The sequence below is a fragment of the Micromonospora sp. NPDC048999 genome, assembly GCF_040649295.1.
Taxonomy (GTDB): Bacteria; Actinomycetota; Actinomycetes; order Mycobacteriales; family Micromonosporaceae; genus Micromonospora.
This window is the reverse complement of record NZ_JBEZFI010000002.1, coordinates 133,664-155,473: the sequence shown is the minus strand read 5'-3', so window position 1 is coordinate 155,473 and position 21,810 is coordinate 133,664. Positions and strand designations below refer to the sequence as shown.

19 protein-coding genes are annotated in these 21,810 nt (G+C 72.4%); 8 read left to right on the top strand and 11 right to left on the bottom strand.

Translation table 11 applies throughout. The annotated features are described in order from the left end of the window. Positions 1 to 45: 45 nt before the first annotated feature. The 4 genes from AB0C02_RS05155 to guaB form a co-directional block, all read right to left on the bottom strand. Complete coding sequence (locus AB0C02_RS05155; RefSeq protein WP_357541324.1) at positions 46 to 1,518, bottom strand: M1 family metallopeptidase; 1,473 nt, start codon at positions 1,516 to 1,518, stop codon at positions 46 to 48. A 114-nt stretch (positions 1,519 to 1,632) separates the two neighbouring features. Further along, a complete protein-coding gene (locus tag AB0C02_RS05150; RefSeq protein WP_357541798.1) occupies positions 1,633 to 2,994 on the bottom strand; it encodes a M1 family metallopeptidase in 1,362 nt (453 codons plus the stop codon). Between the two features lie 110 nt (positions 2,995 to 3,104). Then, the gene (locus tag AB0C02_RS05145) at positions 3,105 to 4,223 is read right to left on the bottom strand and encodes a GuaB3 family IMP dehydrogenase-related protein (RefSeq protein ID WP_357541322.1); all 1,119 of its coding nucleotides are present in this window, start codon (positions 4,221 to 4,223) and stop codon (positions 3,105 to 3,107) included. A 28-nt stretch (positions 4,224 to 4,251) separates the two neighbouring features. Beyond that, positions 4,252 to 5,811, bottom strand: a complete 1,560-nt coding sequence (gene guaB, locus AB0C02_RS05140) for an IMP dehydrogenase (protein WP_357541320.1) — start codon at positions 5,809 to 5,811, stop codon at positions 4,252 to 4,254. Between the two features lie 197 nt (positions 5,812 to 6,008). Between guaB and AB0C02_RS05135 the strand changes: the two genes are divergently transcribed. After that, positions 6,009 to 6,419 carry a DUF5319 domain-containing protein gene (locus AB0C02_RS05135; RefSeq protein WP_357541318.1) on the top strand — a complete coding sequence of 137 codons (411 nt, stop codon included), beginning with the start codon at positions 6,009 to 6,011 and terminating at the stop codon, positions 6,417 to 6,419. Positions 6,420 to 6,449: 30 nt separating this feature from the next. Here AB0C02_RS05135 and AB0C02_RS05130 read toward each other — a convergent pair whose 3' ends face one another. After that, positions 6,450 to 7,253: a LuxR C-terminal-related transcriptional regulator gene (locus AB0C02_RS05130; protein ID WP_357541316.1), complete on the bottom strand. Its 804-nt coding sequence runs from the start codon at positions 7,251 to 7,253 to the stop codon at positions 6,450 to 6,452. A 167-nt stretch (positions 7,254 to 7,420) separates the two neighbouring features. On the opposite strand from AB0C02_RS05130, the gene AB0C02_RS05125 reads away from it, so the two are divergent. Further along, positions 7,421 to 7,804, top strand: a complete 384-nt coding sequence (locus tag AB0C02_RS05125; protein ID WP_357541314.1) for a WhiB family transcriptional regulator — start codon at positions 7,421 to 7,423, stop codon at positions 7,802 to 7,804. Positions 7,805 to 8,240: 436 nt separating this feature from the next. Here AB0C02_RS05125 and groL read toward each other — a convergent pair whose 3' ends face one another. Then, positions 8,241 to 9,887, bottom strand: a complete 1,647-nt coding sequence (gene groL / locus AB0C02_RS05120) for a chaperonin GroEL (RefSeq protein WP_357541312.1) — start codon at positions 9,885 to 9,887, stop codon at positions 8,241 to 8,243. Between the two features lie 70 nt (positions 9,888 to 9,957). Beyond that, positions 9,958 to 10,272: a co-chaperone GroES gene (groES, locus tag AB0C02_RS05115; RefSeq protein WP_018222648.1), complete on the bottom strand. Its 315-nt coding sequence runs from the start codon at positions 10,270 to 10,272 to the stop codon at positions 9,958 to 9,960. Positions 10,273 to 10,520: 248 nt separating this feature from the next. Here groES and AB0C02_RS05110 point away from each other — a divergent pair, with 248 nt between their 5' ends. From AB0C02_RS05110 to AB0C02_RS05085, 6 genes are all read left to right on the top strand, one after another. Beyond that, the gene (locus AB0C02_RS05110) at positions 10,521 to 11,744 is read left to right on the top strand and encodes a methyltransferase domain-containing protein (protein WP_357541310.1); all 1,224 of its coding nucleotides are present in this window, start codon (positions 10,521 to 10,523) and stop codon (positions 11,742 to 11,744) included. 89 nt (positions 11,745 to 11,833) lie between these two features. Next, positions 11,834 to 12,313 (top strand): Cys-tRNA(Pro) deacylase, encoded by a 480-nt coding sequence (gene ybaK, locus AB0C02_RS05105; protein ID WP_357541308.1) that lies wholly within the window; start codon positions 11,834 to 11,836, stop codon positions 12,311 to 12,313. A 149-nt stretch (positions 12,314 to 12,462) separates the two neighbouring features. Then, positions 12,463 to 13,560 carry a substrate-binding domain-containing protein gene (locus tag AB0C02_RS05100; RefSeq protein ID WP_357541306.1) on the top strand — a complete coding sequence of 366 codons (1,098 nt, stop codon included), beginning with the start codon at positions 12,463 to 12,465 and terminating at the stop codon, positions 13,558 to 13,560. A 106-nt stretch (positions 13,561 to 13,666) separates the two neighbouring features. Next, complete coding sequence (locus AB0C02_RS05095) at positions 13,667 to 14,491, top strand: ATP-binding cassette domain-containing protein (RefSeq protein WP_357541304.1); 825 nt, start codon at positions 13,667 to 13,669, stop codon at positions 14,489 to 14,491. Next, positions 14,488 to 15,747: an ABC transporter permease gene (locus tag AB0C02_RS05090; protein ID WP_357541302.1), complete on the top strand. Its 1,260-nt coding sequence runs from the start codon at positions 14,488 to 14,490 to the stop codon at positions 15,745 to 15,747. The genes AB0C02_RS05095 and AB0C02_RS05090 overlap by 4 nt, the downstream gene beginning before the upstream one ends. Positions 15,748 to 15,773: 26 nt before the next feature. Further along, complete coding sequence (locus AB0C02_RS05085) at positions 15,774 to 16,955, top strand: ROK family transcriptional regulator (RefSeq protein ID WP_357541300.1); 1,182 nt, start codon at positions 15,774 to 15,776, stop codon at positions 16,953 to 16,955. 5 nt (positions 16,956 to 16,960) lie between these two features. Here AB0C02_RS05085 and AB0C02_RS05080 read toward each other — a convergent pair whose 3' ends face one another. The 4 genes from AB0C02_RS05080 to tsaD form a co-directional block, all read right to left on the bottom strand. Continuing rightward, positions 16,961 to 18,721 carry an ABC transporter ATP-binding protein gene (locus tag AB0C02_RS05080; protein ID WP_357541298.1) on the bottom strand — a complete coding sequence of 587 codons (1,761 nt, stop codon included), beginning with the start codon at positions 18,719 to 18,721 and terminating at the stop codon, positions 16,961 to 16,963. Then, a complete protein-coding gene (locus AB0C02_RS05075) occupies positions 18,718 to 20,424 on the bottom strand; it encodes an ABC transporter ATP-binding protein (RefSeq protein ID WP_357541296.1) in 1,707 nt (568 codons plus the stop codon). Before AB0C02_RS05075 ends, AB0C02_RS05080 begins: the two co-directional genes overlap by 4 nt. 71 nt (positions 20,425 to 20,495) lie before the next feature. Beyond that, positions 20,496 to 20,750: a hypothetical protein gene (locus tag AB0C02_RS05070; RefSeq protein WP_357541294.1), complete on the bottom strand. Its 255-nt coding sequence runs from the start codon at positions 20,748 to 20,750 to the stop codon at positions 20,496 to 20,498. A gap of 12 nt (positions 20,751 to 20,762) precedes the next feature. Then, on the bottom strand, positions 20,763 to 21,809 hold the full coding sequence (gene tsaD, locus AB0C02_RS05065) for a tRNA (adenosine(37)-N6)-threonylcarbamoyltransferase complex transferase subunit TsaD (RefSeq protein WP_357541292.1): 1,047 nt from the start codon (positions 21,807 to 21,809) through the stop codon (positions 20,763 to 20,765). Between the last annotated feature and the right edge of the window lies 1 nt (position 21,810).

The following is a 21,810-nucleotide window of genomic DNA, read 5'->3' as shown; positions in this document are numbered from 1 at the left end:
GCGGTCAAGAGGGGGCCCTGCTCTACCGAAGGACAGGGCCCTTCCTTACAACGGCTTCGGCGCGGCCGGGCGTTCGGTGCCGTAGAGCCAGGCGTCGAAGAGCTTGCCGAGCTTCTTCTGCGAGATCCGCTCGGCGAGCGCCACGAACTCGGCGGTGGTGGCGTTGCCGTTCTTCTTCTCCGCCGCCCAGGTCCGCAGGATGGTGAAGAAGGCGGTGTCACCGACGGCCACCCGGAGCGCGTGCACGGTCATCCCGCCCCGCTGGTACACCGACTCGCTGAACAGGTTCGCCACCCCCGGCTTCCCCGGCGGCGTACGCCAGACCTGCGCCGATGCGGTGGCGTACTGCTGCTCGAAGGTGCGCTGGACGGTGGACTGCCCGGTGTGCTCGGCCCAGAGCCACTGGGCGTAGGTGGCCAAGCCCTCGTTGAGCCAGATGTCCTGCCACTTCTGCAGCGACACACTGTTGCCGAACCACTGGTGCGCCACCTCGTGCGCGACGACCTCGGTATTCTCACCCTGGCGAAAGAACCCGGTCGAGTAGACCGGCCGGGTCTGCGTCTCCAGCGCGTACCGGATCCGGTCGTCGGCGACCACCACCCCGCCGTACGCGTCGAAGGGGTACGGCCCGAAGAGGCTCTCCAGGTAGTCGGCGATGTCCAGGGCCCGCGCGATCGACCGGTCCTGAGGGCCGCCGGGAACCTTGGTGGTGACCGCGTTGAACACCGGCCGTCCCTTGTGCTTCCTGGTGGTGACCCGGAACTTTCCGATCACCACCATGGCGAGGTAGCTGGCCATCGGCGTGCCCTCGGACCACGACCAGGTGGCCCAGTCGCCGCGCAGCGTCCGCCCCATGAAGACACCGTTGCTGATCACCTTCAGGTCCTCCGGCTCCTTCGGAACGCTGATCTCGAAGTCGTAGGTGGCCTTGTCGGAGGGGTGGTCGTTGACCGGGAACCAGGTGCTCGCCGACTGCGGCTGGCCGAGCGCGATCGCCCCGTCGGAGGTGTGCAGCCAGCCGCTCTCGCCGAGCGCCTCGTTGCGCAGCGCGGCCGGCACGCCGTCGTACCGGATCTCGGCGACGAAGCCGTTGCCGGCGGTGAGGCCGGCGGCCGGGGTGATGACCAGCTCGTCGCCGGTGCGGGTGTGGCCGGCCTTGACACCGTTCACGGTGACCGACCGCACGGTCAGCCCGGCCAGGTCCAGGTTGAACGCGGAGAGGTCCGCCGTCGCGGTGGCCCGTACCACCGTGGTGCCGGTGAGCTGGTCCGTCTTCGGGTCGTAGCGGACCTGGACGGTGTAGTGCGCGACGTCGTAGCCGCCGTTGCCGTAGCTGGGGAAGTAGGCGTCCCCGGCCCCCGACGCGCCGGGCGCGAAGCTCCGGGTGGCCGCCGCGGTGGGCTGTCCGGACGCCCGCGCGGCCGGCTCCCCGTCGGCCGAGTCGCAGCCCGCGAGCAGCAGCGCGCCGCAGACCACCAGCCCGAGCCATCGTCGTCCGCCCCGCCGCGCCAGCGTCATCGCCTCGCCCCTCCTCGGGTACGCCGTCGCGGCCCCGGCCGGGCCGCTCCGCCCGCGGCAGCCTACCGAGCAACGCTCAAACGCGCGTCCCGGTATGGCGGGAGCGGCCGTCGCTCATGGCAGGGCGGGTGCGGTCGCGCCGACCAGCCAGGCGTCGAACAGCGGGCGTAGCGGCCGGCCGGCGACCCGCTCGGCGTACGCGACGAAGTCGGCGGTGGTGGCGGTGCCGTCCCGCCGCTCGGCGAGCCAGCCGCGCAGGAGCCGGAAGAAGGTCTCGTCGCCGACCGCGCGACGCAGCGCGTGCACGGCGAGCGCGCCGCGCTGGTAGACCGCCTCGCCGAACATGGCCGCGCGGCCCGGGTCCACCGACGGCTTCGTCCAGTCGGTCGCCGCGTACCGCTCGGCGAAGGCCTGCGCCACGCTACGACCGCCGTCGTGCTCGGTCCAGAGCCATTCCGCGTACGTGGCGAAGCCCTCGTTGAGCCAGATGTCGCTCCACCGGGCCAGCGAGACGCTGTCCCCGAACCACTGGTGGGCCAACTCGTGCGCGACCACGGTCGTGTTCGGCCGTTCGCCCCGGAAGAAACCCGGCCCGTAGACCGGCCGGGTCTGCGTCTCCAGCGCGTACCGGATGCGCTCGTCGCCGATCGCGATCCCGCCGTACGCGTCGAACGGGTACGGCCCGAATCGGTCGGCCAGGAAGTCGGCGATCTCGCCGGTGCGCGCCAGCGCGGCGGCGGCCGGCCCGTTCGCCGGCAACTCAACGGCGACCGCGGTGACCAGCGGCTTCCCGGCGTGCGTGCTGGTCGACACGCGGTAATTGCCGATCACCAGCGTGGTCAGGTAGCTGGCCATCGGTGCGCCTTCGGACCAGCGCCAGGTGGTCCAGCCATCCTTCGTGGACTGCCCCTTCGGCACCCCGTTGCTCAGCGCCGTGAGCCCGTCGGGAACGGTCACCTCGATGTCGTAGGTGGCCTTGTCGGACGGGTGGTCGTTGACCGGGAACCAGCTGCTCGCCGACTCGGGCTGGCCGAGGGCGATCGCGCCGTCCGCGGTGGCCTGGAAGCCGCCGTCGCCCAACTCGTCGCTGTGCAGCGGTTGCGGCACGCCGCCGTACGACACCTCGACGACGAACCGCTTGCCCGCCGGCAGGCCGTGCGCCGGGGTGATCACCAGCTCGTTGCCGGCGCGCCGGTGTTTCGCCACGGCGGCGTCGACGAGCACCCGGTCGACGGTGAGGCCGGCGAGGTCGAGGTCGAACCGGGACAGGCCCATGGTGGCGGTGGCGGTGACGGTGGCCTGGCCGGTGAGCCGCTTGCCGGCGGGGTCGTAGCGGATTTTCAGCGCGTAGTGGTCGACGTGGTAGCCGCCGTTGCCGGCCCCCGGCAGGTACGGGTCACCGACGTCGGCCGCCCCGGGCCGGAACCGCCTGTCCTCGTGCTCGGTGCACCCGGCGACCAGCAGCACGGCGGCCAGCGCCGCCGCGTACCACCGCCGGCCACGCGCCACCCGCCGAGCGTAGCGGCGCGACGACGCGGGTGGGCACCGGAAGTCGCCCACCCGCGCCAGCGGTCAGTCGTGCCGGGTCAGCGGTCGAGGATCAGGGCGACCTTCTGGAATTCCTTGAGGTCGCGGTAGCCGCATTTCGCCATCGCGCGGCGCAGGCCGCCGAAGAGGTTGAGCTGGCCGTCCGGCTCGTCGGCCGGGCCGAAGAGCAGCCTCTCCATCGAGCCGAGCGGCTCGCCGGCCACCTCGAACGCGCCCCGTGGCAGCGACGGGTGACTGGCCGCCGAGTGCCACCAGGCACCGCCGGCCGGGGCCTCCTCGCAGAGCGAGAGCGGCTCGCCGAGCATCACCGCGTCGGCGCCGCAGCCGAGCGCCTTGGCGATGTCGCCGGAGGTCTGGATGTCGCCGTCGGCGATCAGGTGCACGTACCGGCCGCCGGTCTCGTCCAGGTAGTCCCGACGGGCCGCGGCGGCGTCGGCGATGGCGGTGGCCATCGGCACCCGGATGCCGAGCACCGACTCGGTGGTCGACCAGCCGTCGCCGCCGATGCCGACGATGACGCCGGCCGCGCCGGTGCGCATCAGGTGCAGCGCGGTCTTGTAGTCGGTGCAGCCGCCGACGATGACCGGCAGGTCGAGGTCGGCGATGAACTCCTTGAGGTTCAGCGGCTCGTCGGTGGTGGAGACGTGCTCGGCGGAGACGATGGTGCCCTGGATGACCAGGATGTCCACGCCGGCGTCGAGGATCACCGGGGCGAGCGCGAGGGTGTGCTGCGGGGAGACCCGGACGGCCACCGTGCCACCGCCGGCCCGCAGCTCGCGGACCCGCTCGGCGATCAGGTCGGGGCGGATCGGCTCGGCGTAGACCTCCTGGAGGCGCTTGGTGGCCCGGGCGTCCTCGTCCAGGCCGGCCAGCTCCTCCAGCACCTTGGTCGGGTTCTCGTAGCGGGTCCACAGGCCCTCGACGTTGAGCACGCCGAGGCCGCCGAGCTGGCCGAGCCGCACCGCCGAGGCGGGGCTCATCGTCGCGTCGGACGGGTGCCCGACGCAGGGGATGCCGAACTGGTACGCGTCGAGCTGCCACGCGGTGGAGACGTCGTCCACGTCCCGGGTACGGCGGCTCGGCACGATGGCGATGTCGTCCAGGTGGTAGCCGCGCTGCGCGGTCTTGCCCAGCCCGATCTCGACCACGTCACGCATGGGAACTCCAGGTGGTTGGGGGTGATGGTCAGCGGGAGTGGTAGTTGGGCGCCTCGACGGTCATCTGGATGTCGTGCGGGTGGCTCTCCTTGAGCCCGGCCGCGGTGATCCGGATGAGCTGGCCACGCCGGTGCAGCTCGGGGATGCTCTCGGCACCGGCGTACCCCATCGCCAGTCGCAGCCCGCCGACGAGCTGGTGGGCCACCTGGGCGAGCGGGCCCCGGTAGGGCACCTGACCCTCGACGCCCTCCGGGACCAGCTTCTCGTCGCTGGTCACGTCCTGCTGGAAGTAGCGGTCCTTGGAGTACGACTTGGCCTGGCCGCGGGACTGCATCGCGCCGAGCGAGCCCATCCCCCGGTAGGCCTTGTACTGCTTGCCGTTGATGAAGATCAGCTCGCCCGGGCTCTCCTCGCTGCCGGCCAGCAGGCCGCCGAGCATCACCGTGTCGGCGCCGGCGACCAGGGCCTTGGCGATGTCGCCCGAATATTGGATGCCGCCGTCGCCGATCACCGGCACGCCGGCCGGACGGGCCGCCCGCGCGGCCTCCATGATCGCCGTGATCTGCGGCACACCCACCCCGGCGACGATCCGGGTGGTGCAGATGGCGCCCGGGCCGACACCCACCTTGACGCCGTCCACGCCCGCGTCGACCAGGGCCTTCGCCCCGGCGTACGTGGCGATGTTGCCGCCGACGATGTCGACGGCGACATCCTTCTTGAGCCGGGCGACCATCTCCAGCACGGCCCGCTGGTGGCCGTGCGCGGTATCCACGATCAGCACGTCGACGCCCGCGTCGACCAGGAGCCGGGCCCGCTTGTACGCGTCCTCGCCCACGCCGATCGCGGCGGCCACCCGCAGCCGGCCGGCGGAGTCCTTGGTGGCGTCCGGGTACTGCTCGCTCTTGGTGAAGTCCTTTACGGTGATCAGCCCGCGCAGCTTGCCCGCGTCGTCGACGATCGGCAGCTTCTCGACCTTGTGCCGGCGCAGCAGGTCGAGCGCCGCGTCCTTGCTCACCCCGACCGGGGCGGTGATCAGCGGGGTCCGGGTCATGATGTCGCGGACCGGGGTGGCCGGGTCGGAGACGAAGCGCATGTCGCGGTTGGTCACGATGCCGACGAGCTGGCCCTGGCCGTCGACCACCGGTACGCCCGAGATGCGGTAGCGCCCGCAGAGCGCGTCGACGTCGCGGAGGGTGTCGTCGGGGCTGGCGGTCACCGGGTTGGTGATCATGCCGGACTCGGAGCGCTTGACCAGGTCGACCTGGAGCGCCTGGTCCTCCATGGAGAGGTTGCGGTGCAGCACGCCGATGCCGCCCTGGCGGGCCATGGCGATCGCCATCCGCGCCTCGGTGACGGTGTCCATCGCGCTGGAGAGCAGCGGGATGTTCAGCTCGATGTTGCGGGTGAGCCGGGTGCGGGTGTTGACCCGGCTGGGCACGATGTCCGACTCGCCCGGCTGGAGCAGCACGTCGTCGAAGGTCAGCCCGAGCGGCACCACCCGCGCCGAACCGGCCGGCAGCTCGGGCAGATGACCGGCCAGCTCGCCGCCGATGCCGGCGGGAAGGTCGGTGCTGGGCGAATTCTCCACGATTGCTCCCCTGAGCTGGTCGGACGGGCTTCAGCGAGGCGGCGCGCGCGGGCACCGGCGAGCGCCGGAACGACGGCGCGTGGCTTCATCGTACCCACTGGCCTGCGCCGGGCCGGGCAGCGGCGGGCCCCGGTCGGCGCCGCCACAGGTGTGCCCAGGGGCGGACTTTCCGGTGCGCCGGGGTCTACGGTGAGGGGGTGCACGACGAGCCCATCGACCCCTTCAGCGGCGACCCGGCCGATCCGGCTGCCGATTTGCACGACCCGCGCGAGGACGACCCGATCGACCCGCTGACCGAGATCGAGCGGCAGGACGTCCTGGAGGACCTCGCCGACCTGGAGATCTATCAGGCGCTGCTCCAGCCGATCGGGGTGCGCGGCCTGGTTATCGAGTGCGAGGACTGCCGTGAGCCGCACTACTTCGACTGGGACCTGCTCCGGGGCAACCTGCGCCACCTGCTCAACTCCGGCCGGCCCCGGTTGCACGAGCCGGCGTACGACCCTGACCCCGACCACTACGTCAGCTGGGACTACGCCCGGGGTTACGCCGACGGGGTGCACGACACCCTGACCGAGGGCACCGAGGACGATGTCCCCGCCGAGGACTGACCGAGCCGGCCGGTCCCGGCCGGCTCAGACTCAGGCGACCAGACCGGCCCGGAAGCCCGCCGCCACGGCGTGCGCCCGGTCGCGGGCGCCCAGCTTGCGGAAGAGCCGGCGGGCGTGCGTCTTGACGGTGTCCTCGGAGACGAACAACTCCCGCCCGATCTCCGCGTTGCTCTTCCCCTCGGCCATGCCGAGCAGCACCTGAAGTTCCCGCTCGGTCAGTCCCATCGCGCCGCGGGCGTTCACGCGCTGGGGGCCGCCCGCCGGGGTCGGCTCCGGCTCGCCGCCGGCCGCTTCGGCCGGGTCGTCGCCGCGCTGCGCCGGGACCACCGTGGGCGCGCCCTCCGCCGCGCCCGCCGACCAGGCCTGCGGCCCGCCCTGGGTACGCGCCGACGCGGCCGGGCGGGGCGACCCACCGACCGCCGCGGCGTCCCGGGCCGGGTCGGTCACCCGGTGCCGGGCCGGCCGCCCGGGAGCGGCGAGCAGCAGCAACGCCTTCGCCACCGCGCTGGTCAGATCGTGGTCGGCGCCCTGGATGAGCCCCCGCGCGCCGGCGCTGATGGTGGCCGCCGCGGCCTCCGACTCCTCGGCGCCGAGCAGCAGCACGGCGGCCTGGGGAGCACGGGCGAGCACCCGGCGGACGAAGCCCGCGCTGTCCGGCCGGGTGAGGGCGGTGTCGGCGAGCACCACGTCGACCGGGCGCTCGGCGAGCCGCAGCATCACCTCGGGGTCGGAGACCGCCGTCCGGACGGCACCAGCCAGCCCGAGCCGCGCCGCCGCGGAGGTCAGGTGCTGGGCCGCGAGTGGTGTCCGAACGCACACGAGAACGCTACGCACTGTGGTCTCCCCTCTCCGCCTCAGAGCAGACCACGACGGGGTCGGCCAGGGAGGAGGTTCCGGGCAATCATCCGAACTTTTCCGACAGATGGGGCATATGCCGCGAGTTGTCCGAGGTTTTCGATCACAGATGTGTGAGCGCGGGAACGCCCGGGTACCGAGGGGCGATGTCGAACGTACGCAGGCTGCCTGGACCCATCGTCGACCTCTGGGACTGGCAGCGACTCGGTTCCTGTCGGGGGCGGGACAGCGCGCAGTTCTTCCACCCGGACGGTGAGCGCGGATCGTCGCGCCTGCGCCGCGAGTCGGGCGCCAAGGCCGTCTGCCGGACCTGTCCGGTGCGGGCCGAGTGCGCCGCGCATGCCCTGTCGGTCCGCGAGCCTTACGGGGTGTGGGGTGGGTTCAGCGAGTCGGAGCGGCTCCGGCTGCTCGCCGTCGGCTGGGAGGACCTCGCCGACCGGCGGCAGTCCCGGGTCGACGTGGCCCGGCTGGAGTCCCGCCTCGGCACGCCACACAGGTCCGCGGTGCCGGAGCAGCGCCGGATCGCCTGACCGGCCCTCACCGACCACCCTGACGGCGCGCCCGGAACTGCGGGCGGCCGCCGTCCGGCGACGCCCGCTTCCGCACGAGGGGAAGGCCCTTTCCTGCCTTTCGAGCTGACATCGCAAACGATTCGGCAGCCGCCACCCGTCCCTTCGCCGTCGGGGCCCATCACCGGCCGGCTCGGCCGGCCTGATGGAGAAGTTGATCCCAAGCAGCCAAATGCTGGTCGATCGGACCCCTCGGCGGGCAGGGGCGCCGAGGATCGGCGGTGAATCGTTTACGACATCAGCTCTACAGGCGACGCGAGAGGCATCTTCGACCCCGGTCACCGGTTCGGTTCGGCGGTGCCGATGGTCACGGCCGGGTATCCGTGAGCAGATACGGATCAGGGCACACCACCTCGCGAGGTGGTGTGCCCTGATCGGTTGCCGTGACGGCCTGGGATCAGAAGCCCGGGCCGTGCTGGTGGCCGTGACCGTGACCGTGCCCGTGGCCACCGGCGGCGGCCGGCTCGGCCTTCTCCGGCTTCTCGACCACCAGGCTCTCGGTGGTGAGCAGCAGGCCGGCGATCGAGGCGGCGTTGGTGACCGCGTTGCGGGTCACCTTCACCGGGTCGAGGATGCCGGCCTTGACCAGGTCGACGTACTCGCCGACGGCGGCGTCGAGGCCGTTGCCCCACTCCTGGCCGACGACCTTCTGCACCACCACGTAGCCGTCGTGGCCGGCGTTCTGGGCGATCCAGCGCAGCGGCTCGACCAGCGCCTTGCGCACGATCGAGACGCCGACCTTCTCGTCACCGGTCAGGCCCAGGTCGTCGGCGAGCACCGGCAGGATCTGGGCCAGGGCGGCACCGCCACCCGGGACCGTACCCTCCTCGACCGCGGCCTTGGTCGCGGCGATGGCGTCCTCGATGCGGTGCTTGCGCTCCTTCATCTCGACCTCGGTGGCCGCACCGACCTTGATCACGGCGATGCCGCCGGAGAGCTTCGCCAGCCGCTCGGCCAGCTTCTCCCGGTCCCATTCGGAGTCCGAAGCCTCGATCTCCTTGCGGATCTGGGCGACCCGGTCGGCGACCTCGGAGGCCTGGCCGCCGCCGTCGACGACGGTGGTGTTCTCCTTGTCGACGACCACGCGGCGGGCGGTGCCGAGCACCTCCAGGCCGACCTGGTCGAGCTTGTAGCCCAGCTCCGGGGCGACCAGCTCGGCACCGGTCAGGATCGCCATGTCCTGGAGCATCGCCTTGCGGCGGTCGCCGAAGCCGGGGGCCTTGACCGCGCAGACCTTGAGGGTCTTGCGGATGGCGTTGACCACCAGCGTCGACAGCGCCTGGCCCTCGACGTCCTCGGCGATGATCAGCAGCGGCTTGTTGTTCTGGAGGACCTTCTCCAGCAGCGGCAGCAGCTCCTCGATCGCCGAGATCTTCTGCGTGGTGATCAGGATGTACGGGTCCTCCAGGACCGCCTCCTGCCCCTCCACGTCGGTGACGAAGTTCGGCGAGATGAAGCCCTTGTCGAACTGGAGGCCCTCGGTGACGTCCAGCTCGGTGACGAGCGCGGAGCCCTCCTCGACGGTGATGACACCGTCGCGGCCGACCTTCTCCATCGCCTCGGCGATCAGCTCGCCGATGGTGGCGTCCTGCGCGGAGATCGTCGCGACGTGCGCGATCGACTCCTTGTCGGCGACCTCGACGGCCTTGCCGAGCAGCGCCTCGGAGACCTGCCGGGCCGCCGCGTCGATGCCCCGCTTGAGGCCGGTCGGGTTGGCCCCGGCGGCCACGTTGCGCAGGCCCTCGCGGACCATCGCCTGGGCCAGCACGGTCGCGGTGGTGGTCCCGTCGCCGGCGACGTCGTTGGTCTTGGTCGCCACCTCCTTGACCAGCTGCGCGCCGAGGTTCTCGTACGGGTTGGTGAGCTCGATCTCCTTGGCGATGGTCACGCCGTCGTTGGTGATCGTGGGCGCACCGAACTTCTTGTCCAGGACGACGTTGCGCCCGCGCGGGCCGAGGGTGACCTTGACCGCGTCGGCGAGGGCGTTGACGCCGTGCTCCAGCAGGTGCCGGGCGTCGTCCGAGAAGCTGAGGATCTTCGCCATCAGTATCCCTTCGAAGCGACGTTGCCCCGGCCCGGCGAGCCGGACCGGGGCAACGACACTGATCGGTTGCTTACTTCTCGATGACCGCGAGGACGTCGCGGGCGGAGAGCACCAGGTACTCCTCGCCGGCGTACTTGACCTCGGTGCCGCCGTACTTCGAGTAGAGGACGGTGTCGCCGACCTTCACGTCGATCGGCACACGGTTACCCTTGTCGTCGATCCGGCCCGGGCCGACAGCGAGGACGGTGCCCTCCTGCGGCTTCTCCTTGGCGGTGTCGGGGATCACGATGCCCGACGCCGTGGTGGTCTCAGCCTCGTTCGCCTGGACCACGATCCGGTCCTCGAGCGGCTTGATCGCAACCTTGGTCGCGGTAGTCACGGGCATACCCTCCTGGGGTACTGGTTTCGTTGCCGGTCGGCACGCCGACCGGCGTCAATCTGCCACATGCCACCGGGCGGGGCCGTCGTCGCGGGTGCCGGTCCGCCTGGCGTTCAACCCCCGGACACCCGGCCCGGGAGTTGGCACCCTCAGGGTGAGAGTGCTAATCGCAGGTTATTCCTCGGCTAGCACTCCGTCAAGGAGAGTGCCAACCCGCCGCACGGCGCGTCGCGCGCTGCCCGGACAATGGGCGGGTGGATCTGGACCAGTTCGCCGCGCTGCGTACCCCCGAGGGGGCGGCCGCGCTCGCGGCGGCCGCCGAGGTCGCCGGCGGTGATCCGCTGACCGCGGCGGCCCGGCTCCGCTCGGCGGGGTTCCCGGCCGGGCTGGCCGCCGCCGCGCTCACCCAGGCTGAGCTGCGCCGCCGGGCGGCCGGCAAGTTCGGGCCGGAGGCCGTCGGCATGTTCCTCACCCGCCCCGGGCTGGAGCAGGCCACCCGTCGGGTGGTCGCCGACCGGCGGGCCGCCCGGCTGCGCGCCGCCGGGGTGCGCAGCCTCGCCGACCTGGGCTGCGGCCTGGGCGCGGACGCGCTCGCCGCCGCCCGCGCCGGCATCCGGGTGTACGGGGTGGAGGCCGACCCGGTGACCGCCGCGATGGCCGCCGCGAACGCCGAGGTGGCCGGGCTGGCCGGGCTGTTCACCGTGGAGTGCGGGGACGCGACCGCGTTCGACGTGACCCGGGTGGACGCGGTCTTCTGCGATCCGGCCCGCCGGAAGGCGGGCACCGGCCGGCGGATCTTCGATCCGAACGCCTACTCGCCGCCCTGGGACTTCGTCACCGGGCTGGCCGAGCGGGTGCCCCGGACCGTGGTGAAGGTGGCCCCCGGGCTGGATCATGCGCTGATCCCGGCAGGCGCCGAGGCGGAGTGGGTCAGCGTGGCCGGCGACCTGGTCGAGGCCGCCCTCTGGTGCGGCGCGCTGGCCGACCTCCCCCGCCGCGCCACCCTGTGCAAGGAAGGGCCCCCCGTTAACGCCGCCGGTGGCGCAGGGGCCCCCTGTTATCAGCTCACCGGCAGCGGCGACGCCGAGGCACCCGTCGGAGCCGTCCGCCGCTTCCTGTACGACCCCGACCCGGCGGTGGTCCGCGCGCACCTCGTCGCCGAGTTGGCCGTGGAACTGGGCGCGGCGCTGGCCGATCCGAGCATCGCCTACCTCTACGCCGACGCGCCCGTGGCCACCCCGTTCGCCCGCTGCCTGGAGGTCACCGACGTGCTGCCGTTCTCGCTGAAGCGGCTGCGCGCCCTGCTCCGGGAGCGCCGGGTGGGCCGGGTGGAGATCCTCAAGCGCGGTTCGGCGTTGGAGCCGGAGAAGCTGCGCCGCGACCTGAGGCTGGCCGGCGAGGCGGCGGCCAGCCTGGTGCTGACCCGGGTGGACGGCGCGCCGACCGTGCTGCTCTGCCAGCCGCTGGCCGCCGGCTGACCGTTTCCGGATCGGCTGCGACCCCCCGCGCCGCACGCCAAAGGTTTTTCGGCTCGCCCACCACGCCGGGCCGGGTTAGCTTGTCGGGCATGGCGGGACAGGGCACTCCGGCGACAGCACTGCTGACGAAGCGGAAGATCAAGCACAGCACTCACCCGTACGACGTCTCCCCGGACGCGCCGAACTACGGCGCCCTGGTCGCGGCGGCCCTCGGGGTGCCACCGGAGCGGGTGTTCAAGTCGCTGGTCACCGAGGTCGACGGTGGGCTCACCGTGGCGGTCGTGCCGGTCACCGGCGAGCTGGACCTCAAGGGCCTGGCCGCCGCGGTCGGCGGCAAGCGGGCCACCATGGCGGACCGGGCGGTCGCCGAGCGGGCCACCGGCTACGTACGCGGCGGGATCAGCCCGCTCGGCCAGCGCAAGCGGCTGCCCACTGTGGTCGACGCGTCCGCGTTGGGCCATCCGACCGTCTACGTCTCGGCGGGCCGTCGCGGCCTGCAACTGCAGCTCGCTCCGGCGGATCTGGTCGCGCTGACCGACGCCGTCACCGCACCGATCGCGGCCGGCTGAGCCCAGCTGGCAGACAGCGGCGTTGCTGAATTGTTACTGCCGCCAACAAACTTCCGACTTCGACAGTCTTGCATGTGCGACGGAGGGGGGAATACGTTGCCGGACACAACAAAACACAATCCCCCACCATCCGGAAAGGACCCGTGCACATGCGCAAGGGCTTCCTCACCTTCGCCGCCGCCGGCCTGCTGGCCGCCGGCAGCATGGCCGCCTGTGGTGACAACGGCGGTTCCGACCAGGCCGGCAGCGCCAAGAAGCCGAAGATCGGCGTGATCCTCCCGGACAGCAAGTCCTCCGCGCGGTGGGAGACCGCGGACCGCAAGTACCTGGAGGAGGCCTTCAAGGCCGCCGGCGTCGACTACAAGATCGACAACGCTCAGAACGACAAGAACGCGTTCCAGACCATCGCCGACACGATGATCAGCAGCGAAGGCGTGAACGTCCTGATGATCGTCAACCTGGACTCCGGCACCGGCAAGGCCGTGCTGGACAAGGCGAAGTCCCAGGGTGTGGCCACCATCGACTACGACCGGCTCACCCTCGGCGGCTCGGCGGCGTACTACGTCAGCTTCGACAACGAGGCGGTCGGCAAGCTCCAGGGCGAGGGCCTGGTCAAGTGCCTGACCGACAAGGGCGTCCAGAAGCCGGCCATCACCTACCTCAACGGCTCACCGACCGACAACAACGCCACCCTGTTCAAGAACGGGTACGACTCGGTGCTCAAGCCGAAGTTCGACTCCGGGGAATACACCAAGGCCGCCGACGACTCCGTGCCGGACTGGGACAACGCCCAGGCCGCCACGATCTTCGAGCAGCAGCTCACCAACGCCGGCGGCAAGATTGACGGGGTGCTCGCCGCCAACGACGGTCTCGGCAACGCGGCTATCTCGGTGCTGAAGAAGAACAAGCTCAACGGCAAGGTCCCGGTGACCGGCCAGGACGCCACCGTCGAAGGCCTGCAGAACATCCTCGCCGGTGACCAGTGCATGACCGTCTACAAGGCGGTCAAGCAGGAGGCGGACGCCGCCGCCGCGCTGGCCATCTCGCTCGCCAAGGGCGAGAAGAAGGACACCCCCCAGACCGTCAAGGACCCGGAGAGCGGCCGGGACGTGCCGGCCGTGCTGCTCACGCCAAAGGCGATCTTCAAGGACAACGTCAAGGACGTCGTGGACGACGGCTACGTGACCAAGGAAGACCTCTGCGCCGGGGCGTTCGCGAAGCTCTGCGCCGACGCCGGCATCAGCTGACCCTTCCGTACCCGCTTCAGGCGACGCCGCCCGGCACGGACATCCGTGCCGGGCGGCGCGTCGCCGGACGGGATCCGAGATCTCCCTCCGGGTAAAGGAGACCCCCGTGTCCGCCACCCCCCTGCTGGAACTGCGCGGGATCGACAAGAGCTTCGGTCCCGTCCAAGTGCTTCGCGACGTCGCCTTCACCGCCCACGCCGGTGAGGTCACCGCGCTGGTCGGCGACAACGGCGCCGGCAAGTCGACGCTGGTCAAGTGCATCAGCGGCATCTATCCCACGGATGCCGGCGAGTTCCTCTTCGACGGCCAGCCGGTGAACATCCACGGCCCACGCGACGCGGCGGCCCTCGGCATCGAGGTCGTCTACCAGGACCTCGCGCTCTGCGACAACCTCGACATCGTGCAGAACATGTTCCTCGGGCGGGAGAAGCGCAGCGGCATCGTGCTCGACGAGCCGACCATGGAGCAGTTGGCCGCCGAGACCCTGGCCGGGCTCAGCGTCCGTACGGTGAAGTCGCTGCGCCAGCACGTCTCCAGCCTCTCCGGCGGCCAGCGCCAGACCGTGGCGATCGCCAAGGCGGTGCTCTGGAACAGCAAACTGGTCATCCTGGACGAGCCGACCGCCGCACTCGGCGTCGCGCAGACCGCACAGGTGCTGGAGCTGGTCCGCCGGCTGGCGGACAAGGGACTGGCCGTGGTGCTCATCTCGCACAACATGAACGACGTCTTCGCCGTCTCCGACCGGATCGCCGCGCTCTACCTCGGCCAGATGGTCGCCCAGGTGAAGGCCAGCGACATCACCCACTCGCAGGTGGTCGAGCTGATCACCGCCGGCCGCTCCGGCAGGCTCGGCCTCCCCGCCGACCCGGCCCCGGGCAGCAACGGCAACGGCGCCGAGCCCGTCGACCCCACTCCAGGAGCCGTCCGATGACCACCACCGCCGTGCAAAATGAGGGGCCCGCCGCCGTCACACCGGCGCCCACCATCGGCAGCCACCTCCGCAACTACTGGCAGCGGGTACGCGGGGGCGACATCGGCGCGCTCCCCGCCGTCGGCATGCTCGTCGTGCTCTGTGTCGGCTTCTCGATCGCACGCCCGACCTTCCTCACCGCCGGCAACTTCGCCAACCTCTTCACCCAGGGCGCGGCGGTCACCCTGATCGCGATGGGGCTGGTCTTCGTCCTGCTGCTCGGCGAGATCGACCTCTCCGCCGGCTTTACCAGCGGAGTCTGCGCCGCCGTGCTGGCCAACGTGGTGACCGTGCTCGGCTACCCCTGGTACGTCGCGGTGCTCGCCGCGGTCGCCACCGGGCTGGTCGTCGGCACGCTCCTCGGCCTGCTGGTGGCGAAGGTCGGCATCCCCTCCTTCGTGGTGACGCTCGCCGGCTTTCTCGCCTTCCAGGGCATCGCGCTGATGCTCATGAAAGAGGGCCAGAACATCTCGGTACGGGACGAGGTGCTGGTGGCCATCGACAACCGGAACCTGCCCCCCGTCCTCGGCTGGCTGCTGGCCGCCGTGGCGGTTGCCGGTTACGCGGCGGTGCAGTTGCTCCGACACCGCCAACGCGCCGCCCGCGGCCTGCTGATCGACCCGATCGCGGTGGTCCTCAGCCGGATCGGCGCGCTGACCCTGGTCCTCGGCGTGGCGGTCTTCATCCTCAACCTGGAACGCAGCCGCAACGTCCTGATCACCTCGCTCAAGGGCGTGCCGATCGTGGTGCCGATCATCGCGACGCTGCTGATCGTCTGGACCTTCGTGCTCCAGCGAACCAGCTACGGCCGACACGTCTACGCCGTCGGCGGCAACCGGGAGGCGGCCCGCCGTGCCGGCATCAACGTCGACCGGATCCGGATCTCGGCCTTCGTGATCTGCTCCGGCATGGCGGCCATCGGCGGCATCGTGGCGGCCAGCCGGGCCAACTCGGTCGACCCCAACACCGGGGGCAGCAGCGTCCTGCTCTACGCCGTCGGCGCGGCGGTCATCGGCGGCACCAGCCTCTTCGGCGGCAAGGGGCGGGTGCTCGACGCGGTGCTCGGCGGTGCGGTGATCGCCGTCATTGACAACGGGATGAGTTTGATGCGATACAGCTCGGGCGTCAAATACGTGGTCACCGGCGTCGTCCTGCTCGGGGCCGCCACCATCGACGCGCTGTCCCGCCGGCGGGCCGCCGCCACCGGCACCCGCTGACCCCCTCACCCGAGATGGTTGTGGCAATGCGCGCAGGTCCGAGCCAGGACGAGATCCGCCGGCAGAACCTGGGCGCGCTGCTGCGGTACGTGCACGTGCACGGCGCCACCACCCGCGCCGAGCTGACCACCGCCCTCGGGCTGAACCGCAGCACCATCGGCGCGCTGACCGCCGACCTCGCCGCCGCCGGCCTGGTCAGCGAGGGGACGCCGAAGGAGACCGGCCGGGCCGGGCGACCGTCGCTGGTCGTCCGGCCCGAGTCAGAGCGGATCTACGCGTACGCGTACAGCGTGGAGGTGGACCGGTTGCGGGCCGCTCGGGTCGGCCTTGGCGGTCAGCTGCTCGACCGCCGGGAGCTGGACCGGCCCCGGAATCTCCTCGCCGACGAGGCCGCGCCGCTGCTGGCCGGCGCGGTCAAGGAGATGCACCAGTCGGTGCCGGCCGGGTCCGTCTGCGTCGGCGCCGGGGTCGCGGTCTGCGGCATGGTCCGCCGCGCGGACGGCCTGGTCCGGCTGAGCCCGACCACCGGCTGGGTGGACGAGCCGATCGGTGCCGCGCTCGCCGCCGAGTTGGGCACCAACGTACCGATCACCGTGGGCAACGTGGCCGACGTGGCCGCCTTCGCCGAGCACGCCCGGGGGGTCGCGGCCGGCTGCGACAACGTCATCTACCTGTACGGGGATGTCGGCGTCGGGGCCGGCATCATCGCCGGCGGACGGCGGCTCACCGGGCACGGCGGGTACAGCGGCGAGGTCGGCCACATGGTGGTGGTCCGCGACGGTGTGCCCTGCGACTGCGGGCGCCGGGGCTGCTGGGAGACCGAGATCGGCGAGCACGGGCTGCTGCGGGCCGCCGGCCGTTCCGACGCCCGGGGCCGGGAGGCGCTGCTGGCCGTCTTCGACGCGGCCGACCGGGGCGACGCCCGCGCCCAGGTCGCCGTGCGCCAGGCCGGTGACTGGCTCGGCTTCGGCGTGGCGAACCTGGTCAACATCTTCAACCCGGAAATGATCATTTTCGGCGGCACCATGCGCGACCTATACCTGGCCGCCGCCGCCCAGGTCCGCAGCCGGCTCAACGCCAACGGGCTGCCCGCCTGTCTGGAGCACGTCCGGCTGCGTACGCCGACGCTGGGCGGGAACGGGGCGCTGATCGGCGCCGCCGAGCTGGCCTTCGAGCGCCTCCTCGCCGACCCCCTCGACGTGGGCTGATCTGCTCAGCCGTGCCAGGAGCGCCAGAGCGCGGCGTACGAGCCGTCGGCGGTGACCAGCTCGTCGTGCGAGCCCAGCTCGGTGATCCGGCCGTCCTCCACCACCGCCACCCGGTCGGCGTCGTGCGCGGAGAAGAGCCGGTGCGCGATGGCGATGACCGTCCGACCCTCCAGCACGGCGGCCAGGGAACGTTCCAGCGCCCGGGCGGCGCGCGGGTCGATCAGCGAGGTGGCCTCGTCCAGCACCAGCGTGTGCGGGTCGGCGAGCACCAGTCGGGCCAGCGCCAGCTGCTGCGCCTGGGCCGGGGAGAGCGGGTGCCCGCCCGCACCGACCTGCGTGTCCAGCCCGTCCGGCAGCACCTCCGCCCAGCTCAGTGCGTCGACGGCGGCCAGCGCGGCGCGTACCTGGGCCGGTTCCGCGTCCGGCCGGACCAGCGCCACGTTCTCGGCCAGGGTGCCGATGAAGACGTGGTGCTCCTGGCTGACGAGCGCGACGTGGCCGCGCAGCTCGGCCAGGGGCAGCCCGGTGAGCGGACGGCCGTCCACGGTGACCGAGCCGGCGCGGGGCGGGTGCACCCCGGCCAGTAGCCGTCCCAGCGTGGACTTACCCGCGCCGGACGGGCCGACCATGGCCAGCTTCTCCCCCGGCCGGGGCACCAGGGTCACCCCGTGCAGCACGTCGTGCCCCTCCCGGTACGCGTACCGGACGTCGTGGGCGGCCAGCCGGCCCTCACCCCGCGCCGGGCTCTGGCTGGCGGGCGTCGCCGGGGCGTCGGCCGACTCGGCGGCGGGGTCGGCCGCCACCCCGAGCAGCCGGGCCAGCGAGGCGCCGCCGACCTGGAGTTCATCCAGCCAGGCGAGGAGCCGATCGACCGGGTCCACCAGTTGCTGGGCGTAGAGGGTGGCGGCGGTTACCTGCCCCAGGCTCACCCAGCCCTTCAGGTAGAACCAGCCGCCGATGAGCAGGGTGGCCACCACCGGTACGACGTACCCGAACTCGGCCACCGGCCAGAAGACCGTACGCAGGTACAGGGTGTACCGCTCGGCCGCGTACGACCGGCGGATGTCGGCGTCGGTGCGGACCCGGCGGCGGGCCTGCTGCCGCAGCGCCTCCGTGGTCCGGGACCCCTCCACCACCTCGCTGATCCCGTCGGTGATGTCCGAGTACGCGGCGTTCTCCCGGAGGTAGCCCTCCGGCGCTCGGCGCAGGTACCAACGGGTGCCGGTGACCAGCACCGGGACCGCGAGCAGCGCGGGCAGCACCAGCAGCGGGCCGGTCAGCAGCAACGCGCCGAGGATCAGCAGCACGGTGACCGCCGAGATCAGCGTCTCCGGGGCGGCGAACCGCACCGTCCGGGAGAGCGCGGAGACGTCCCGGGAGGTGCGGGTGAGCAGGTCGCCGGTGCCGGCACGCTCCACAGTGGCAAGCGGCAGGGCGAGGACCCGCTCGACGAACTCCTCGCGCAGCTCGGCGAGGACCCGCTCGCCGAGCCGGGCCGAGGCCAGGTGGGCGAAGCGGACCAGCACCGACTGGGCGACCACGAAACCGGCGATGGCCAGCGCGATCCGGTCGACTGTGACGCTGCCGACGCCGTGCGAGATCCCCTCCACCAGGTCGCCGAGGAGCCGGGGCGCGACCAGGCCGGCCGCCGCGGCGAGCGCGTGCAGGCCGAGCGCGGCGGCCAGACCACGTGGGTGCCGGCGGATCAGGGTGCGCGCGTACCGGCGGACCTGGCCGGCATCGGCGACGGGCAGGGCGGCGCTCACCGGTCCTCCTCCCGGCTCACCGTGGCCGCGTAGCGCGGCTCGGCGGCGAGCAGTTCCTCGTGGCGGCCCTCCGCGACCACCTTGCCGTCCTCCACGAACACCACATGCTCGGCGCGGCCGAGCACCAGCGGACTCGTGGTGCACACGAGCGTGGTCCGGCCGGGGCGCGCGGTGCCCAGCCGGTCGGCGATCCGCGCCTCTGTGTGCGCGTCCACCGCGCTGGTCGGCTCGACCAGGATCAGCGTCTCCGGATCCGCGACCAACGCCCGCGCCAGCCGGAGCCGCTGCCGCTGCCCGCCGGAGAACTCCCGGCCGCGTTCGGCCACCCGGCTGTCCAGCCCGTCGGGCAGCGCGTCGACGATGTCGGCCGCACCGGCCACGCCCAGCGCCGCCTCGACCACGGCCCGGTCGCCCCGGTCGTGCGGGTCCAGCTCGGCGAGCAGCCGGCCGGTGAAGAGTTGTGCGTCGTTGTCGACCACCAGGATCCGCTCGCGCACCGTCGCCAGTGTCACGTCGCGCAGCGGTACGCCGTGCAGTGTCACATCCCCGTCGACGTACCGGCCGAGCCGGTCGGCGATCTCGGCCGCGTCCTCGGGGGCGGTGGCCGCCAGCGCGGTGAGCCGCCCCGGCCGCAGCACCAGCCCCGATCGGACGTCCACCAGTTCGCCGGGCTCGTCGGGCAGCGGCACCGGGCGGGCCGGTTCGCTGAACTCAGGGGCGAGGCGGAGCAACCGGACCACCCGACGGGCAGCGACGTGCCCCCGGGTCAGCTTGTCGGCCGCCTCGGTGAGGTTACGCAGCGGGCTGACCAGGAAAGCGGTGTAGCCGTAGAACGCGACGAGCTGACCGGCGCTGATCTCGCCGGCCAGCGCGAACCGGGCCCCCAGCCAGGTCACCAGCACCAGGAAGACCCCGGGCAGCAGGATCTGCGCCGCCTGGAGCAGCGACTCCACCCGGGCCACCCGCAGGCTGGCGGCGCGCAGCGCCTGGGACTGCTCCCGGTAGCGGGTGCACAGCACCGGTTCCCCGCCAACCCCGCGCAGCACCCGCAGCCCGGAGACGATGTCGGCGGCACGGGCGGTGAGCCGGCCGGTCGAGTCCCGGTACGCCGCCTGCTGCCGGTGCAGCGGCCGGATCAGCAACGCCACCAGCCCCATCAGCAGCGGCACGCCGAGCACCACGACCAGCCCGAGCGGTAGCGACGCGGTCAGCAGAATCGTCGATACGGTGACGATCGCCACCACCGATCCGGCACCTCGGGCGGTGATGTCGATGGCGCTGCCGATGTGCGCGATGTCGGCCGTACCGATGCTGACCACCTCGCCTGCGGCGACCCGGCGGGGCAGTGCGGCGCCGAGCCGGTTGGTGGCGTCCACCGCCACCTGCACGGTCCGGTACGCGGCGCCGAGCCAGTTGTGCACCGCGCAGCGGTGTCGGAGGATGCCGGCGGTGGCCTGGAGGACGCCCAGCCCCAGCAGCACGAGCCCCCAGCGCAGCAGGGCGTCCGGGTCACGGTGGGCGAGGCCGGCGTCGACGGCCTGCCCGACGGCGGCCGGCATCAGCGCCTGCGCCACCATCCAGACGACGCCGAGCGCGAGACCGGCGCTGAAGATCAGTGGGTGCCGACCGGCCAGCCAGACCAGGTAACGGGTGGCGGACCGGGCGTCGGGGGTGCCGGGATCGCCGGCCGGTGAGAAACGCATGACCCTCCGACGTTAGGTGGCCGCTGCCGGGCCGCGCTATCAAATTCCCGCCGCTCAGGGCGGGTGCCGGGTCAGCGGTCGACCTGGGTGAAATCCCAGGAATGCGGCGGCCGGGCGACCAGGGTCGGCGGCGGGTCCGGCAGCGTACGCGGGTTGCTCCGCCACTTGGAGATGACCACGAGGCGGTGGTCGGTGGAGGAGAACACCTCGCTGGACAGGTGCAGCGGGTCGTGCTCGAACTCGGGCAGCGCGGTCTCGCAGACCCAGGTGATCAGGTCGGCGAAGCCGTACGACTCGGCCTTCGCCTCCCACATCCGGACGATCACGGCGCTCCCCTCTCAGACGCTGACCACGGTCAGCGGCATCGCCGAGTCGGCGGGCAGGTCGAGGCGGCTCGGCGCGACGCCCGAGGCGACCAGGTGCGAGCCCAACGCGGCCACCATCGCTCCGTTGTCGGTGCACAGGTTCGGGCGGGGCGTACGCACCCGGATGTGATGCTTGGCCGCCCGGTGCTCGGCCATCGCCCGCAGCCGCGAGTTGGCAGCCACCCCACCGCCGATCACCAGCGTGTCGATCCCGCTGCTCCGGCAGGCGTCCAGGGCCTTGCCGACCAGCACGTCGCAGACCGCCTCCTGGAAGGACGCGGCCACGTCGGCGACCGGCACCGGCTCGCCGGCCCGCTGCCGGGCTTCCACCCAGCGGGCCACCGCGGTCTTCAGACCGGAGAACGAGAAGTCGTAGCGGTGGGCGACCAGGTCCTTGGCGGCGGTCAGCCCGCGCGGAAAGGTGATGGCCTCCGGGTCGCCGGCCCGTGCCTGGCGGTCGATCCACGGACCGCCGGGGAACGGCAACCCGAGCAGTCGGGCCACCTTGTCGAACGCCTCGCCGGCGGCGTCGTCGATGGTCGAGCCGAGCGGGGTGACGCCTCGGGCCAGGTCGTCGACGCGCAGCAGCGACGAGTGGCCGCCGGAGACCAGCAGGGCGATCGCCGGCTCGGGCAGCGGGCCGTGCTCCAGGGTGTCCACGGCGACGTGCGCGGCGAGGTGGTTCACCCCGTACACCGGCTTCTCGGCGGCGACCGCGTACCCCTTGGCGGCGGCGACCCCGACGAGCAGCGCGCCCGCCAGCCCCGGGCCGGAGGTGACCGCGATCGCGTCGATGTCCGCGATCGTCACCCCGGCCTGCTTCAACGCCCGGTCCATGGTCGGCACGATGGCCTCCAGGTGGGCGCGGCTGGCCACCTCGGGCACCACGCCGCCGAACCGGGCGTGCTCCTCGACGCTGGAGGCCAGCGCGTCGGCGAGCAGGGTGTGCCCGCGGACGATCCCGACCCCGGTCTCGTCGCAGGAGGTCTCGATGCCGAGGATCAGTGGTTCGTCAGCCATG